We start from the raw sequence: 15,606 nt of genomic DNA, 5'->3' as shown, positions 1-15,606 counted from the left end.
TTACACGAAACTGAGCTCTCCTACACCCAAGATCACAAATTAGATTTAAACGGTATGGGACGAACACTACTTGAAGACTTAGTTGAATAAATAATTATTAGCTCCTACTTCTACATTTATTTTATTAATCCGAGACCCTCAAAGTAGTCATAAGGTTCAGCTTTATACTTTTTAACAATTTCGTTTGCTCTCTTATTCCATGAATCATAAATTATCGTGCGATTCAAACGGGACATAATGATACAAATGGGCTATTGACTGAGTTTCTCTGTGTCTATCCTTTATAAGTTAGATAGAGCTAACCGAAAGGAGACGCATTATGTCTGAAACACCCTCAGTCAAGAAAAAAGGGCTGCAACCGAAAGACCTTATAAACATCGGTATCTTCACCGCTCTCTACTTCATAATCATCATGGCTGTGGCAATGCTGGGCTACGTTCCTATATTCATTCCATTGCTCTCCGTCATCTGTCCGCTTATCGGAGGCATTCCGTACATGCTCTACATCACAAAAGTAAGGCATTTCGGAATGGTTTTCATCATGGGAACCATCCTCGGTCTCCTTATGGGTCTCGGCGGCATGGGCGTATATGCCTTTATTACGGGGCCAGTATGTGGTCTTCTCGCCGACCTTGTCCTCAGAAGCGGTAACTATAACAGCGTAGGGCGCGCCATACTTTCACACGGAGTCCTGAGCGTATGGTTGATAGGCAACTATATTCCCATCGTCATGAATCGCGCGAGCTACTTCGCAGGTATCGCCTCTGGCTACGGACAGGAATATGCCGACGCCCTCTCCAGCTACATTCCTGACTGGAGCCTTCTACCTCTTGCTCTTGCTGCATTTGTCGCAGGGTGTATCGGAGCCGTCATCGGCAAGAAACTCCTCCACAAGCACTTTGAGCGAGCCGGCATCGCATAATGAAAAAGGGGCTATTCCTCTCAACTGCCAATAACCGAGGGCTCGTGCTTGATCCCCGCACTAAAGTGCTTTCCACACTCGTCGTCTCAACAATTATGCTTGGGTCTTATAATGTGGGGCCTCTTCTTGTGGTTAAGCCGCTGCTTATCGCAACACCTTTCATCATGCTAGCCCTCTCTCACCATTTCCGCTCAGCAATCACCTACCTCACGTTATACGGGGCTGCAAGCGCTGTAGCGGCAATCGCGGAATCATGCCTCACTGGAGTTGCTCTCTTTGCCACGCTAGGCATCTCGGGAATCGTAAGGCAGTTCGCCCCTGGTATTGCCATGGGAACCTGGCTAGTCACAACCACGTCAGTGAGTGAGTTTATGGCAGCATGCGACCATATGCACATGCCTCAGGCAGTAGAAATTCCCTTTGTCGTAATGCTTCGATACTTCCCAGCGATAGCCGACGACTACCGACAGATAGCTGCTGCTATACGCATGCGCAGCAGCAAGACGTTCAGAAACCCTATATCCGCTATCGAGAATTGCCTGGTACCGCTGCTTGTCTCAGCAGTGCGAGGCGGTGAAGATCTCTCTGCTTCGGCGCTTGTGCGAGGGCTCGGTGGACCAACAGCTCGCACTAACATAAACGAAGCGCGCATGCGTGTACGAGACTGGATAGTAATCGCCTTTCTCGCCATAGCCGTTATCTGCGCGGTGATCACGCCATTGCTCTACTACTAGGATTGAAATGATCGAGATAAAAAATGCATGCTACTGCTATCAGGCAAGCGAGAAAAACAGCCTCTCCGAAGTCAACCTTAACGTGGCTCCTGGTGAGGTTGTTTGCCTGACAGGCGCCTCGGGATCTGGAAAGACAACCCTAACAAGGCTCGTCAATGGACTCATCCCCCATTATTATGAGGGGAAACTCTCGGGGAAGATTGAGGTCTGTGGTCTTACACCTTCCAACCACGAGCTTTGGGAACTAGCGCCAAAGGTCGGATCAGTCTTCCAGAACCCTAAGACTCAATTCTTCTGTTTAGATACAACCGGTGAACTTGCATTTGCATGTGAGAACCAAGGAATAACGCCTGACAAGATACGCACGCGCTTAAAGGACGTCGCCAACGCGCTTGAGCTCACAGATCTTATCGACCGCAGCTGCCTCTCACTTTCTGGTGGAGAAAAACAACGTGTTGCCTGTGGCTCGGCCACTATGCTTGACCCGGATGTTCTCGTCCTTGACGAACCATCCTCCAACCTTGACTTCGCTTCCATAGGACTTCTCCGAAAGATTGTCGCAAAATGGAAGGCTGAGGGCCGTACTGTGCTCATCTCCGAACATCGACTTCATTGGTTGGAGGGCATCGCCGATCGCATTATTGTGATGCGCTCAGGCAGCGTGGAACGCGAGATTGACTCCAAGCAATTCTATGCATCCACTGCTGCCGAGGCGCGAGCGCTTGGTTTGCGCGCACCAACTTTTGCAGCCATTGCAGTTGAACAGTGCTGCGCACGATGCGAGAAGAACGAGTTTGTAGAAATACGGGATATGGACTACCACTACCCGCAATCGAGCCGCGGCATCAACGTTTCTCGCATCGCCTTCAGGCGAGGAGGTGTCACTGCCATCATCGGAAGCAATGGTGCTGGAAAGTCTACCTTCGCACGCTGCATCTGCGGTCTTGTGAGCGGTTGCAAAGGGACCAAAGATGTTGGAGAAGGTCCTCGCCCATTCTCAAGCAGACCAAGAAACGGCTCCTTGGTTATGCAGGACGTAAGCCATCAGCTCTTCCGAGAGAGCGTATTTGATGAGGTACTCGACTCCACGAGTCGTGCTGACGAGCACCTTACCCGTACTATACTTGCATCGTTGGACTTAACTGAACTGGCACAACGCCATCCGCTGTCGCTTTCAGGAGGCCAAATGCAACGCGTTGCCCTCGCTACGGCACTTGCATCAGGTCGTGACCTACTCGTGCTTGACGAACCTACCAGTGGACTTGACCTTGCCCATATGGAACAGGTTGCTGCAAGCGTTACCGCAGCAGCGGAGGAAGGACGAGCTGTCGTGGTTGTAACACACGATCCTGAGTTCATCAGAGCATGTTGCACCGACTTTGCCCACATGGAAGACGGATCGTTTGTAGACCAAGGCACGCTCGATGATGCGGGCTGGTCAAAGGTGCTGTCATTTTTTGAGAACACTCTTCAGAGAAACGAAGAGGATTGGAGACACGATGGACATTGCTAACTATGCTGACATGGGTGGCAACGTCCGTCGCGTGACGCACGATACAGATCATTCTGTATGGAGGGCAGAAGGTACTGACGGACAGGGCATCATGACAATGCACGATGTCATGCCTGGAATTACCCTCATGTTCAATGACTTCACAAGTGTATGGAACCTTGAGTCGGGCTTTAAGCTTACCCCAGGATCACGCATGCTCTGCCTGAACTATTGTCGAGAAGGAAGAATTGAGTGGGAGTCCGGAACTGACTCATGTCTGTACCTTGACGTAGGTGATCTTGGTATTGACGATCACGCAAGACATGAAAGTCTCTTTCGGTTTCCGTTTGGACACTACCGTGGTGTCACCGTCTGTCTTGATCCCGACATAGCAGATAAATCGCTGCAATCAATGTTTCCCGAGGGCTTTCCTGTAAGTGTTAAGCAGCTCTACGAGAGGTTCTGTTCAGGCGATGAACCAAGTGTGCTCCGTAGCGGACCGTCGGTCGAGCATATTTTCTGCGAGATATATAACGCTCATGACCGCTTTAGAGATGCTTACCTAAAACTCAAGATTATGGAGCTTCTCTTGTTTCTCGGCAGTAATATTCCTGAAGGCGGACGCATTGGACAGTACGGTCTCACACGCGCACAGGTTGATAAGGTAAAGGAAATAGAACGAGCTATAACCTCTGATCTTTCTTCCCATAAGACACTCAAAGAGCTCTCACAAGAGTTCGAGTTTCCCTATGCCAGCATGCAGCGGTGGTTCAAGGAGGTTTATGGCACCAGTGTGCACGTATACCTTACACGCTATCGCATGGCACAAGCTGCGACACTCCTTCGGACAACCTCCAAGCCAATTGGTGAGGTGGCATTTGAAGTCGGATATACCAATGCCTCAAAATTTGCTTCCACATTCCGTAATGTCGTTGGCATGGCACCTGGCGATTACCGTGAAAGCGCTGGACAAGAAAGATAATCCACCCGCATAGATACACTTGGAGCTAGCCGCGACAATCGGGCTTTTCTCATGCAACGAGCTATGAATACAATTTGCTCATACTCGTCGTTTGGGAGGACCCATGGACCCTAGCAAAAAGGAAAAGAGCAGTTGGATACAGCAGCTTGCTTCATTTACACACGGACAGCGTCTAAAACTTGGAGCCTCACTGTTATTTGCTGTGGTAGGTGTTGTTGGAGGCATTGTTCCCTTTTTTGCCGCCTACAAGTTGATTGCGCTTTCAATATCAGGCACCCTTGCCATCAGTGAAGTTGGACACTGGGCACTCATTGCCCTTCTCGGAGTGGCAGTTCAGGCAATAGGCTATCTAGCCTCAACATCGACATCACACAGCGTTGCCTACCATACGCTTGAAAACTTGCGAAACGCCGCTTGCAAACATCTTGCTGCATGCTCCCTAGGCGATGTTCAATCAGCGCCTTCTGGAGCACTTAAGAAAATAATCATTGACGATATTGAGCAAATGGAGCTGCCCATTGCCCACGTTATCCCGGAATTTACCAGCAATGTGCTTCTTCTCATCTTGTGTTTTGCAATCGTGTGCTCAATTGATATCCGGCTCGCTCTCTCTATGCTCATCGCACCAGCCTTGTCAATTGTGCCCCTTTCACTCCTTTTTAAAAACTTTGAACGAGACTATGCAGCGTACTGGACAGCAAGTGAGCGCGTTAACTCAACACTCGTCGAATACATCGATGGAATCGAAGTCATCAAGACTTTCAACCAAGCCGACTCCTCGTATGCTCGCTTTCGTAACGACATCTCTGAATTTGAGAAACTAACGCTTGCCTGGTATAAGTCTGCTCGTATCCCCATGAACGCCATGTTTGCAATACTGCCAACGCTTCTTCTGGGTGTTGTACCAGTTGGATGCATTCTTGTAGCTTCGGGCAGTATCGACGTAGCTCAGATGGCTCTTGCATGTATGTTGTCAATCGGCGTCATTGGTCCTCTTACTAAAATTACGCAGTACACCAATATGTTCAAGGAAATCGAGAAGGTAATGGACAGCGTTAGTAAGCTGTTAGAGATGAAACCCTTGCCCGAAGTCTCTTCTCCCGCACTCATCTCGTCCCACGATATCTCATTCAAAAACGTCCGATTCTCATATTCCAACGAAGAAGTGCTCCACGGAATCTCTCTTGAAGTGCCTGAAGGTACCTCGTGTGCTCTGGTGGGACCAAGTGGTTCTGGAAAGTCAACAATGGCCAAGCTCATTGCTCGATTCTGGGATGCAGGATCAGGAGCAATCCGCATCGGGGAAACTGACGTGCGCGATATACCACTTGATCAGCTCGCTGGTCTTGTGAGCTTTGTGACTCAAGACAATTTCCTCTTTGATCGAACAATCTTTGAGAACGTAAGGCTCGGACGTGAGGGCGCAACTGACGCCGAGGTAGAGCGCGCGCTTGCCGCTGCGCACTGTGAAGAATTGGCAGATAAGCTTGCAAATGGATTTGAAACCCTTTCCGGAGAAGCCGGAGGAGCTCTTTCGGGTGGAGAACGCCAGCGCATCTCTATCGCGCGCGCCTATCTAAAAGACGCGCCGATTCTTGTGCTTGATGAGGCAACTGCATTCATAGACCCCGAGAGTGAGGAGCTCATTCAACAGGCACTCTCAGAACTTGCACGTGGAAAGACGCTGATTGTAATCGCGCACAGAATCTCAACGGTGCGTAATTTTGACAAGATAGTAGTCATGGATTCCGGAAACATCGTCGCTGAGGGAACACATACGGACCTCCTTGGCTCAAGTGATCTCTATCGCCGCATGTGGGAAGCACACATTTCCAATGGAACCCATGAAGTGAAAAAGGAGCAGCGTAATGTTTAGTGCGCTTATAAAAGTGGTGCGTTGGACGGGCAACAAGAAAACGCGAATTCTCTTTGGCTTTGCATACTCTTTTCTTATCTCACTTGTTTCTGCAGCACCCATCGCTATTGCCGCCTGGGCCATGTGCGGGTTTCTCGGCTTATCAAATGGCGAGAAACCCGATCTTAAAATTGCACTTACGGCTGGACTGGCCATTATTGCTTCGATTGCGCTACGCGCTGCGCTCATGTGGCTAAGAGCACGAGCCGAGGAAACCGTAGCTGCAGAACGTTCCAACGAGGTGCGTGTACGTATCGGAGAAGCGCTGAAACGCGTCCCTCTTGGTTACTTTGACAATCACCCATCAGGAGAAATTCTCTCGGCACTCACAACCGAGCTGTCATTCGTGGAAATCCACGGTATGCGCATGGTAGACATGCTTGGCAACGGATACATAACCGCAGCTGCAATGGTGGCGTTTCTCGCCTTCATGGATCTGCGGGCCTGCATCCTCGCATTGGCTGCAATTGCGGTAGCAACGGTGGTACTGGAGCTGATGTTCAAAAATTCCGCGCGTTTGTCGCCCGCACAAAATGACGCACGCGAGGATATGTCTCAGGCAACGTTGGAATACATCCACGGTATGCCTGTTGTTAAGAGTTACCGGCAGGTAGATGCTGCTGTTTCAGCAGTACGCTCCGCATACGCACGTTCTAGAAATGTAAATCTCAAAACCGAGCTTGCTTTCCAACCCTTCAATGCCTTGCTTCTCTTTGTGACACGCAGTGCTTCGGTTGGCGTCATTGTTATCGTATGTATCTCTTTCCTGAACGGCACGATATCTCTTCTTAACTTCTGCACACTGGTGATGTTCTCCTTTATGCTGTTCCAATCAATCGAGGCTTGTGGCGATGCTGCCTACGTAATTGGACACATCGGAGAAGTTATCGACCGTCTTGACGCTATCGAATCCGCACCCGCGATCGATGACAATTGCAAAGCTATAAAACTTGAGTATCACAACCTTGAGATGCATGACGTCTCATTTGCTTACGGAGATGGACCTCTTGTACTTAACGGAATGTCTCTGACTATTCCCGAGGGAACAACTGCAGCTCTTGTTGGAGGAAGTGGTTCAGGTAAGACAACTGTTGCCAAGCTGTTTGCACGTTTCTACGATGCAACAGGTGGCTCCGTACGCATAGGAGACCACGATGTACGCGAGCTTTCTTGCGACAGTATTCTTGCGGACTTCTCCATGGTTTTCCAAGACGTCTATCTTATGGATGACACGATTGAGCGCAATATTGCTTTAAGCAGGCCAGATGCACAGTTTGAAGAGATTGTAGAAGCAGCAAAGGCCGCACGCTGCGATGAGTTCATAAAAGCTCTGCCCGAGGGCTATAAGACAAAAGTTGGAGAAGGTGGAGCTCGACTATCTGGAGGCGAGAGACAACGCATCTCAATTGCTCGCGCAATTTTGAAAGATGCGCCTCTTGTTGTTCTCGATGAGGCCACGGCAAGTGTTGATCCAGAAAACGAAGCAGAAATTCAAGCAGCCCTTGCCCAACTCTGTAAGGGAAAAACTGTGCTTGAAATTGCACATCGTCTCTCAACAATTGAGGAAGCTGACCAGATTTTCTTCCTTAGAGATGGACGTGTTGCAGAACAGGGCACCCATGAGGAGCTTATCTCGCACAGTGGCCCCTACCATGACTTTGTTGAAGCTCGTTCACGTATTGAAGGCTGGCAGATTTCGAAGTAATGGGCATGCTATATGCGAAGTTTTGGGAAATAAGCACAGATGAATGAACAATTAGAGTCACCTGCTCTGCGGGTGACTCTATGTTTTTCTCGAGAACGCTCTCAACAGGTTGAAGTCTATTGATCATACTGTCTAATGTGATGGACAGTATTTGAGGATGTATATTTGTAGCCCCTAGCACACAGGATTGCCATACTCACGCAACATAGCGTCACGGTTAACAATCCACTGCTTACCATACTTACGAGCATTCACTCTTGGAACTATTTTGATCAACCGCAACATCTCTGAACAATGATTCATCTTTTAGAAGCTTTTTATAAGCAAAATTGTAGACGGCTGACATCTATCGTGATATTTTGTAAAAAAATATGTTACTGACAAAAAATAAGTAGCGATAATTTGGATTAGGAGTCTAAGTATGAGACATTTTAAGAATATTATTATTGGCTTTGGCAAAGCTGGTAAGACTTTGGCAGGGAGCCTGACAAGTCATGGCGAAGAAGTGCTTTTGATTGAAAAAGATCCAATGATGTACGGCGGAACGTGTATCAACATCGCATGTTTGCCAACTAAGAACTTGGTGATTAACTCTCAAAGAGGAGTTAAGTATGAAGAAGCTTTCGAAACTAAGGAAGCTATGACAGCAAAACTACGCAACAAGAACTACCACAAGATAGCAGACCAAGACTTGGCAACTGTGCTTGATGCAAGTGCTGAATTTATTGATGATAAGATAATCAAAGTAACTGATGAATCAGGTACAGAAGAATTAACATTCGACCGTCTTTTCATTAATACTGGTGCCGAAAGTAATGTACCAAATATTGATGGCCTAAAGATTGGCGATAAGATATTTACTTCAACTGAAATGCTTGCTAAAAAAGAACTTGCTAAGAATCTGGTTATTTTAGGTGGTGGACCAATCGGACTTGAATTTGCTTCAATGTACGCTGGCTTTGGCAGTAAAGTAACTGTAATTGAACCAATGCCAAGTATCTTGGGCCGGTTTGAACCAGAAATTGCTCAGGCAGCTAAGGCTGATATGGAAGCAGATGGCGTTACCTTCATGCTTAAGTCTTCTTTGACCAAGGTTGAAGAAACTGAAGCTGGTCTTAACTTAACTGTTGAAACCGAAGATGGTGTTAAGGACTTGCAAGCAGACGTGATGCTTGTGTCAGTTGGCCGCCACCCAGCCACTGCTGCCCTTCACCTAGAAAAAACCAGTCTTGAAGTTGGCCAAAGAGGCGAAATTGTCGTTAACGATAAGCTTGAAACCAGTGTTCCTAATATCTACGCTATGGGTGATGTTGCCGGTAGCTTGCAATTTACCTACATTTCGCTTGATGACTGGCGGATTATGGACAATCAACTCTTTGGTGACAAGACTAGAACTAAGAAGAATCGTCCAGTTTTTGCTAACTCAATCTTCATTAAGCCAGCAATTTCTTCAGCTGGACTAACTGAAAGCGAGTTAAAGGCCCAAGGTAAAGCTTACAAGGTCTTAACAATGCCTGCAGCTGGTGTGCCAAAGGCCCAAGTCATCGGCAACCCAAGAGGCTCATACAAGGCTTTGATTGACCCAGAAACTCACGAAATCTTAGGTGCTACTATTTACGCTGAAGAAGCTTACGAAACTATCAATGTCATTACTTTAGCAATGCAGCACCACTTAAAGGCTGAAGACTTGCGTGACCAAATTTACGCTCACCCAACTATGACTGAAGCTCTTAATGACTTATTCAAATTCTAAAAACTAAAAAACTGACTTATCTCATAGCTTGAGTAAGTCAGTTTTTTGTATGGGCCTAGAATAAAAAGTGTACAAGTTAAATAGAGACTCTGATTTAGTATAATTAAGGAAGTAGTTACTGAGACTGGGGAGTTTGGCCGTGGCTCTGGTAATTTTGCCAGCGATAAGGACAAGGAGATTGCACGACTAAAGCGTCAACTTCGTGACGCTGAAGGAGCGATCGAAGTATTAAAAAAATCAATCGGAATTCTGAGCAAGTAACTACCGAAAAGGTATACCAAGAAATGGACGTTCAGCACGCTTTGGAATCCCACCCTTCCATCAATGGTATGTGTGATTATGTTGGAATCTCAAGAAGTGGTTACTATCAACGAGAAAAGCGTCATAATCACCAATCACCGCGAAAGCTTCGGAAGAAGTTTATTCAAGGTGAAATTAAAGCGATTTGGATCAAAAGCCTTTGTATTTACGGTGCCGGCAAAATCACCCAAGAACTTCGCTCAAAAGGATATAAGATCGCTGAACGAACTGTTGGTAAGTATATGCGTGAACTTGGCATTCACGCCGTTTACCTAACCCCTTGGACGACTACCACTACGCAAAAGACGCAGTGAACCCCCCTCCCCTGAGGAAGTGGTGCAACGGCTCACGAGGGTCTTTCGTTATCCAAAAGGAGCTCATCGACTGCATGTGCAACAAGCTGACGTCTATTGATCAAAAACAGCAATATAACCTCAAAGCGAGAAAAGCAGTTACACCTACTTATCACCATACGGAATTCGGAAGTAATCCAGTGTTGCTTTAAATCTATCCTGAGCTGTAAGGCACGTATCAAGAAGATAGCCGTTCTCCTTATCCCACTTAGAGAGCCCTCGATAATAGAAAGACTTCATGTCATCAGTAATGACAAACGGAACAACGTTATGAGCAAGGCATTCTTTAAGCATAATCAACCTACCAACACGTCCGTTGCCATCTTGGAATGGATGAATGCGCTCAAAGCGAACGTGATAATCAACAATATTTTCAAAGGAATGGGAGTTGTTTGAGTTATGAGCCTTTAACAGCGATTTCATCTCTTTAGCAACATTTTCTGGAAGAGTGGTTTCTCGCCCACCGACCTCATTTGGTAGGTGTTTGTAATCTCCAACAGCAAACCAGTCCTTTGCAGAATCTGTTGTTCCCATTTTTAGAATACGGTGAAGTTCTTTGATGATGACCTCTGAAAGAGGGTCTTTTGCATGGTCAATCACGTAATCGATAGCACGAAAGTGATTCTGAGTCTCTACAATGTCATCAATATAAACAGGATTTCCATCAACGCCGATAGTTGCCGTTTCAAAAATCATGCGTGTCTGATCGAGGGAGAGCTTGCTTCCCTCAATGTGATTAGAGTTGTAGGTAAGCTCGACCTGGAGCTTATGGTAAATGCCGCCCTTTATTTTTGAGACCTTTTCTTCAATCAAGCGCGAAAGCAGCGGACTTGTTGACGATGTTTTAGCGTTTTTTCGAGAAGGTTTTACCGCATCAGCTGGAATGTTCCAAGTTTTTCCCACGAGAAAAGCGCCGGGTACGCGACCTGTTGCACAGTAATTGCGCACACTTCTCTCGGATATGCCCCAGAGCTCAGCAATCTGGGCTGCAGAAAGAAATCCCATCGAGCTTTACCTCCCTATCGGCAAAAACTGACGAGATTATTATAACAAAAGAGGATATTTATTGCCGATAGCGGCAAGATTTGAAATCTAACCATACAAAAATATTGTCCACTAAAATGAGCAGTATTTTGAGGTTAAGTATTTGTAGCTCTTAGCACACAGGGTTGCCGTACTCACGCAACATAGCATCACGATTAACAATCCACTGCTTACCATATTTACGAGCATCCACTCCTAGAACTATTTTGCCGTATGCAACAGCCTTGCGCAGAGTTGACTCGCTTAAGCCCCAGAGTTCACTAGCATCTGAAAACGATATAAGTCCATCGAACGGAGTCGTAACTTCCGTTCCGTTCTCCCATACTTCATCACAAGAGAGATCAAGGTCATCGTTCCAGATAATACCGTAGCCACCTTGATCAACCGCAACATCTCTGAACAATGATTCATCTTTTAGAAGTTTAAAAGCCGAAAAACGATGCATAAGTGGAGCTACATCGTAGATTTTTGTAGTCCCATTAGTAAACTGAACACTCAACTTTAAGTCAGTCAGAGCAGAGACTTCTTTGACCTTATGAAATTTCATAATCTGCCTCCTTTAGACGAGTGGCTCGATCTTCTTAAATTCTTGCGTCTCCCACATAACCATAAGCTCAGTTTGATGAATCTCTATCCACTCGCGCACCATACCAGCAGCACGAAGCGGCAGACTCCCATCAATCTCCTCGCCCGAATTAATATCAAAGGCTGCAGTATCCTCACCGTAAATTGCATGTATATGCGGTGAATTGTGCTCTGAACCCAAGAAATACATACGTATAACTATCCCGTAAAACCGTGCAAGTGTAGGCATATATATCCTTTCTTTTAATAAATATATCACGATAACGTGATATCATCCGCAACTATTTACTAATAAAAAACTCCTCGCAACGTGACCGAGGAGTTAATTCAAACTGGAACTAAAAAGAATCTCCGCTGGATCTTATTCCCACTCTTTCGCGCTCGTTTGCCGTGGCGTCATTCAAGTTGGTCCTAGTTTGGTCGTCAGCTTCGACTGCTTTGCCGCCGAATCCCTCCTCGCGTCTTCGCGTAGGTGATTGGGACAAATCCTGAGACAAATTCGCAACTATTTCGAAACCACAAGCCCGAAGTTTCATTTTTTCCGGGGAGAAAAACGGCTTGGTTTTGAGGCTCGGAACAGCCCGAAATGGATGCCAAAACGGGTGGTCTTCCTCTTTAGCACCTATCTAGCGAAGTGGATCGTAGCTAGCGGCTTTGTCGTCTTGCATTTCCGCAGGACAGATGGGATGCGTAAGAGCGATAAGAGTGAAAAGGGACGGAAGTGATTCCGTCCCTTTTCGATGATGATGGGCTGGTGGATTGGACGAGCTAGTTGTTGCGGTCCATGGAGATGGGCGCGAGCTGGTAGTACGTGACCTCAGCAGGCACGTCACTTTCGCAGGAAAGAGCGGACGCGGCGTCCGAGTACGTGCGGGCGGTAAATACCGTCTCGCCGCCGTTGGCGAAGATCTCGAGCACGGATGTGTCCGAAAGAATGCGCAGATCGTCCAAGCGATCGAGGGCCGCGCTGCGAACGGTGCGACCATGGCCGTCTCCGACCATGTCGAACGTCAGCGTGCCATCGAGCCAGGTCAGTTTCACACCGGCACGCAAATTGAGCTTGAGCTCCTTCGCACCGCCGCACGATACGAGCAACTCGAACACGCGGCCGGGCTCATCCATCTGTTCGCCGCATGCGAGCTCGTGCGCGTCGCCGCGCAGGTCCTCCATCTCGGCAACGGGCAGCTGCACGAGCTTGTCGTCGCGCAGGTGCAGCTCGCGCGGCACGGTAAGCGCGCCCTGCCATCCGCGAGGAACCGTGGGGTTGTCGTAGTCGGGGTCGGGTAAGCCAACCCAACCAAACGCAATACGACGCCCCTGCTCGTCCTCAAAGGACTGCGGGGCATAGAAGTCAAAGCCGTGGTCGAGCATGCGCGGCCGGCCATCGTCCACCAGCTCAAAGCTCGACTTGGAAAAATCTGCCTGCACGCGGAAGAACACACACTGGTGCGCGTTCTGGTAATCGAACCCCTCGGCGGGCACGCCCTGCGGACAGCACACCAGCACAAGTTCGCCGTCAAGGAAGAATAGATCGGGGCATTCCCACATGTAACCAAAGCGCTCAGGCAGCGTGATGCGCGTGGTATAGGTCCAGTGATCAAGGTCACGCGAGGTATAGACCAGCACACAGCCGATGTCGTCGCGCGTGCGAGCACCTAGCACCATGTAGTAAGTGCCGTCGTGCTTCAGGACCTTGGGATCGCGCACATGGCAGCTGATGTCTGCCGGGTAGTCGGCGTTTGTTAGCAAAACGCGCTTCTCGCCCAGCTCACAAGGGTCATTGGTCACCAGATGAATTTGGTTGGCCTCGCGTCCTGTGAGCACGTAATCATAGTCGTCGCGGTCGGTGTGCTTGACGTTTCCGGTATAGAAGTAATGGATGCGACCGCTCTCAGCGCTTTCGCGAGCACCGCCCGCACAACTCTCACGCTCCACAAAAGCCGAGCCCGAGTACGCGCCGCTCGCGTCAACCGCAGCGTCGGGGAAAAGCGCCGGACTGTGATCGCGGTAGTGCACGAAGTCCTGCGTAGACAGGTGATTCCACATGGTGGCCCCGCCGCGTGCCGCGTCAAAGGGATTGTACTGATGGTATATGTGATAAATGCCGTTGACCTGCACAAGGCCGTTGGGGTCGTTGAGCCAGCCGACCTCGGGCTGGATGTGAAACGCCAGGCGGTCGGGGTCGGCGGCGACGCGCGCACGCTCCTCGGCGCTGTTCTCGCGCCAGGCCTCGTATGCTGCACGGTCAATCTGGGTGGAGAAGGTGTTCATAAAAAGAGCCTTCCTTGCAAAAGAGCCATCCCGGGTAGGGCGCGAAAACGGCGTTATACCATCCTTCGCACCCCACCCGGGAACAGCCTAGTTCGTGATTACAGCGAGACCTGGAAGCCCGGCGCGCTGTTGCCGTCGTCGGTGGTGGGGACGCCCTTGGCCTTGTTATACGCGAAGATCAGCGCAATAGGAACCACAAAGGCAATCAGATTGCCGACCACGTACCACACGAGGGTTTCGGGCGTGACGATGAGCAGGCCGAGCACGCCAGTCAGGCCCTGGCCAATGGCACGCACCTCCATAAGCTTAACGAAGGCGCCACCGCAGCCCGCGCCGATGCAAGCACAGACAAACGGGATGATCGAGTAGCGCATGTTCGCAGCGAAGATGGCCGGCTCGGAGATTCCCACGAGAGTGGGGATGAAGCTTGACATGCAGATGTTGCGCTCGCGGGAGTGCTTGCGGTGCAGCAGGTACATGCCGATGGCACCACCGCCCTGGGCGATGATGGAGACGGACCAGATGGCCTGGATGTAATTGAAGCCGGTGGTGGCGACGAGGTTGGCCTCGATGCCCTGGATGAACTGATGCGTGCCAGTCACAACGAGTGGCTGCAGGAAGGCCGCGAAGATGAACGCGCCAAAGACGCCCATGCGGTTGTAAAGCACGTCGATGACGCCGGCGAGGACGTCGCCAATAAGGTTACCAACGGGGCCGAAGACCGTGAACAGGGCGATGTTGGCGGCGAGCAGTGTGACCGTAGGGACGAATACAAAGGAGACGACCTCGGGAATGTACTTCTGAGCAAGCTTTTCGACCTTAGCCATGAACCAAGCGGTAAGGATAGCCGGGAACACGCCGCCCTGGAAGGCGACCTGCGGAATCATGAGTCCAAAGAAGTTCCAGTTCGCGGCACCCGTGGGATCGAGCACGTAGGCGTTGCGGTTCACGAGGCTGGGGTGCACCATGACGATACCCACGAGGATGCCCAGGATGGGGTTGCCGCCAAAGCGCTTGACCGCGCTGTACATCACCAGGATGGGCAGGAAATCGAAAGTGGTCGCGATGATCGCAAAGAAGCTGGCGATGCTCGCGAGAAACTCGTTGCTCTCGGCGAGGCTGCCCTCCATGCCAAAGAGACCCTTGGCGGTGAGCAGCGACTTGAGGCCGATGATGATGGCGGCGCCCACGAAGGCGGGGATGATGGGGATGAAGATGTCGGAGAACACCCTCAGCACCGCGAAGAACTTGCCCTTCTTGTCAGCTTCGTTGGCCTTGACCTCGGAGGCGCTGATCTCCTTGGTGCCGGTGAGCTCCATGAACGCGTCGTAGACCTTGTTGACGGTGCCCGTGCCAAAGATGATCATGAGCTGGCCGCTGTTGAACAGCACGCCCTTGACGCCGTCGATTTTCTCGAGCTCCGCCTGGTTGTAGGCGCTCGTGTCCTTGAGCACGAGACGCAGGCGTGTCACGCAGTGCGTGGCGCCCTCGAGGTTGTCGATGCCGCCGATGTTGGCGAGCACCTCTTTGGATATGTTCGTGTAGTCCAT

The 15,606-nt window shown here is 49.6% G+C and carries 13 protein-coding genes; 8 read left to right on the top strand and 5 right to left on the bottom strand.

Going from position 1 to position 15,606, the window contains the following annotated elements:
• The first annotated feature begins 319 nt into the window (after positions 1 to 319).
• The 8 genes from HMPREF1647_RS04860 to HMPREF1647_RS04825 all read left to right on the top strand — a co-directional run bounded on the left by HMPREF1647_RS04860 (position 320) and on the right by HMPREF1647_RS04825 (position 10,117).
• Positions 320 to 922 carry an MptD family putative ECF transporter S component gene (locus tag HMPREF1647_RS04860; RefSeq protein WP_035432576.1) on the top strand — a complete coding sequence of 201 codons (603 nt, stop codon included), beginning with the start codon at positions 320 to 322 and terminating at the stop codon, positions 920 to 922.
• The gene (locus HMPREF1647_RS04855) at positions 922 to 1,656 is read left to right on the top strand and encodes an energy-coupling factor transporter transmembrane component T (protein WP_052039149.1); all 735 of its coding nucleotides are present in this window, start codon (positions 922 to 924) and stop codon (positions 1,654 to 1,656) included. The genes HMPREF1647_RS04860 and HMPREF1647_RS04855 overlap by 1 nt, the downstream gene beginning before the upstream one ends.
• 7 nt (positions 1,657 to 1,663) lie before the next feature.
• Entirely contained in the window at positions 1,664 to 3,169 is a 1,506-nt protein-coding gene (locus HMPREF1647_RS04850) for an ABC transporter ATP-binding protein (protein ID WP_035432573.1), read from the top strand.
• Entirely contained in the window at positions 3,156 to 4,130 is a 975-nt protein-coding gene (locus HMPREF1647_RS04845) for a helix-turn-helix transcriptional regulator (RefSeq protein ID WP_035432571.1), read from the top strand. Before HMPREF1647_RS04850 ends, HMPREF1647_RS04845 begins: the two co-directional genes overlap by 14 nt.
• 103 nt (positions 4,131 to 4,233) lie before the next feature.
• On the top strand, positions 4,234 to 6,006 hold the full coding sequence (locus HMPREF1647_RS04840) for an ABC transporter ATP-binding protein (RefSeq protein WP_035432568.1): 1,773 nt from the start codon (positions 4,234 to 4,236) through the stop codon (positions 6,004 to 6,006).
• Positions 5,999 to 7,750 carry an ABC transporter ATP-binding protein gene (locus HMPREF1647_RS04835; protein ID WP_035432566.1) on the top strand — a complete coding sequence of 584 codons (1,752 nt, stop codon included), beginning with the start codon at positions 5,999 to 6,001 and terminating at the stop codon, positions 7,748 to 7,750. Before HMPREF1647_RS04840 ends, HMPREF1647_RS04835 begins: the two co-directional genes overlap by 8 nt.
• 421 nt (positions 7,751 to 8,171) lie before the next feature.
• Entirely contained in the window at positions 8,172 to 9,503 is a 1,332-nt protein-coding gene (locus tag HMPREF1647_RS04830; RefSeq protein ID WP_035432564.1) for an FAD-dependent oxidoreductase, read from the top strand.
• A 284-nt stretch (positions 9,504 to 9,787) separates the two neighbouring features.
• On the top strand, positions 9,788 to 10,117 hold the full coding sequence (locus HMPREF1647_RS04825) for an IS3 family transposase (RefSeq protein WP_222926892.1): 330 nt from the start codon (positions 9,788 to 9,790) through the stop codon (positions 10,115 to 10,117).
• 144 nt (positions 10,118 to 10,261) lie between these two features.
• Here the strand turns inward: HMPREF1647_RS04825 and HMPREF1647_RS04820 are convergent, their stop codons facing one another.
• The 5 genes from HMPREF1647_RS04820 to HMPREF1647_RS04800 all read right to left on the bottom strand — a co-directional run bounded on the left by HMPREF1647_RS04820 (position 10,262) and on the right by HMPREF1647_RS04800 (position 15,606).
• Complete coding sequence (locus HMPREF1647_RS04820) at positions 10,262 to 11,161, bottom strand: Fic family protein (protein ID WP_035432561.1); 900 nt, start codon at positions 11,159 to 11,161, stop codon at positions 10,262 to 10,264.
• A gap of 151 nt (positions 11,162 to 11,312) precedes the next feature.
• Positions 11,313 to 11,747: a DUF2442 domain-containing protein gene (locus HMPREF1647_RS04815; protein ID WP_035432559.1), complete on the bottom strand. Its 435-nt coding sequence runs from the start codon at positions 11,745 to 11,747 to the stop codon at positions 11,313 to 11,315.
• Between the two features lie 12 nt (positions 11,748 to 11,759).
• On the bottom strand, positions 11,760 to 12,014 hold the full coding sequence (locus tag HMPREF1647_RS04810) for a DUF4160 domain-containing protein (protein WP_035432557.1): 255 nt from the start codon (positions 12,012 to 12,014) through the stop codon (positions 11,760 to 11,762).
• 539 nt (positions 12,015 to 12,553) lie between these two features.
• Positions 12,554 to 14,056 carry a glycoside hydrolase family 32 protein gene (locus HMPREF1647_RS04805; RefSeq protein WP_052039148.1) on the bottom strand — a complete coding sequence of 501 codons (1,503 nt, stop codon included), beginning with the start codon at positions 14,054 to 14,056 and terminating at the stop codon, positions 12,554 to 12,556.
• 98 nt (positions 14,057 to 14,154) lie between these two features.
• A complete protein-coding gene (locus HMPREF1647_RS04800; protein WP_052039147.1) occupies positions 14,155 to 15,606 on the bottom strand; it encodes a PTS transporter subunit EIIC in 1,452 nt (483 codons plus the stop codon).

The sequence above is a fragment of the Lancefieldella parvula DNF00906 genome (assembly GCF_000758945.1).
Classification (GTDB): Bacteria; Actinomycetota; Coriobacteriia; order Coriobacteriales; family Atopobiaceae; genus Lancefieldella; species Lancefieldella parvula_C.
The sequence above is the reverse complement of the archived record's forward strand: the minus strand, read 5'-3'. Positions and strand labels throughout refer to the sequence as shown.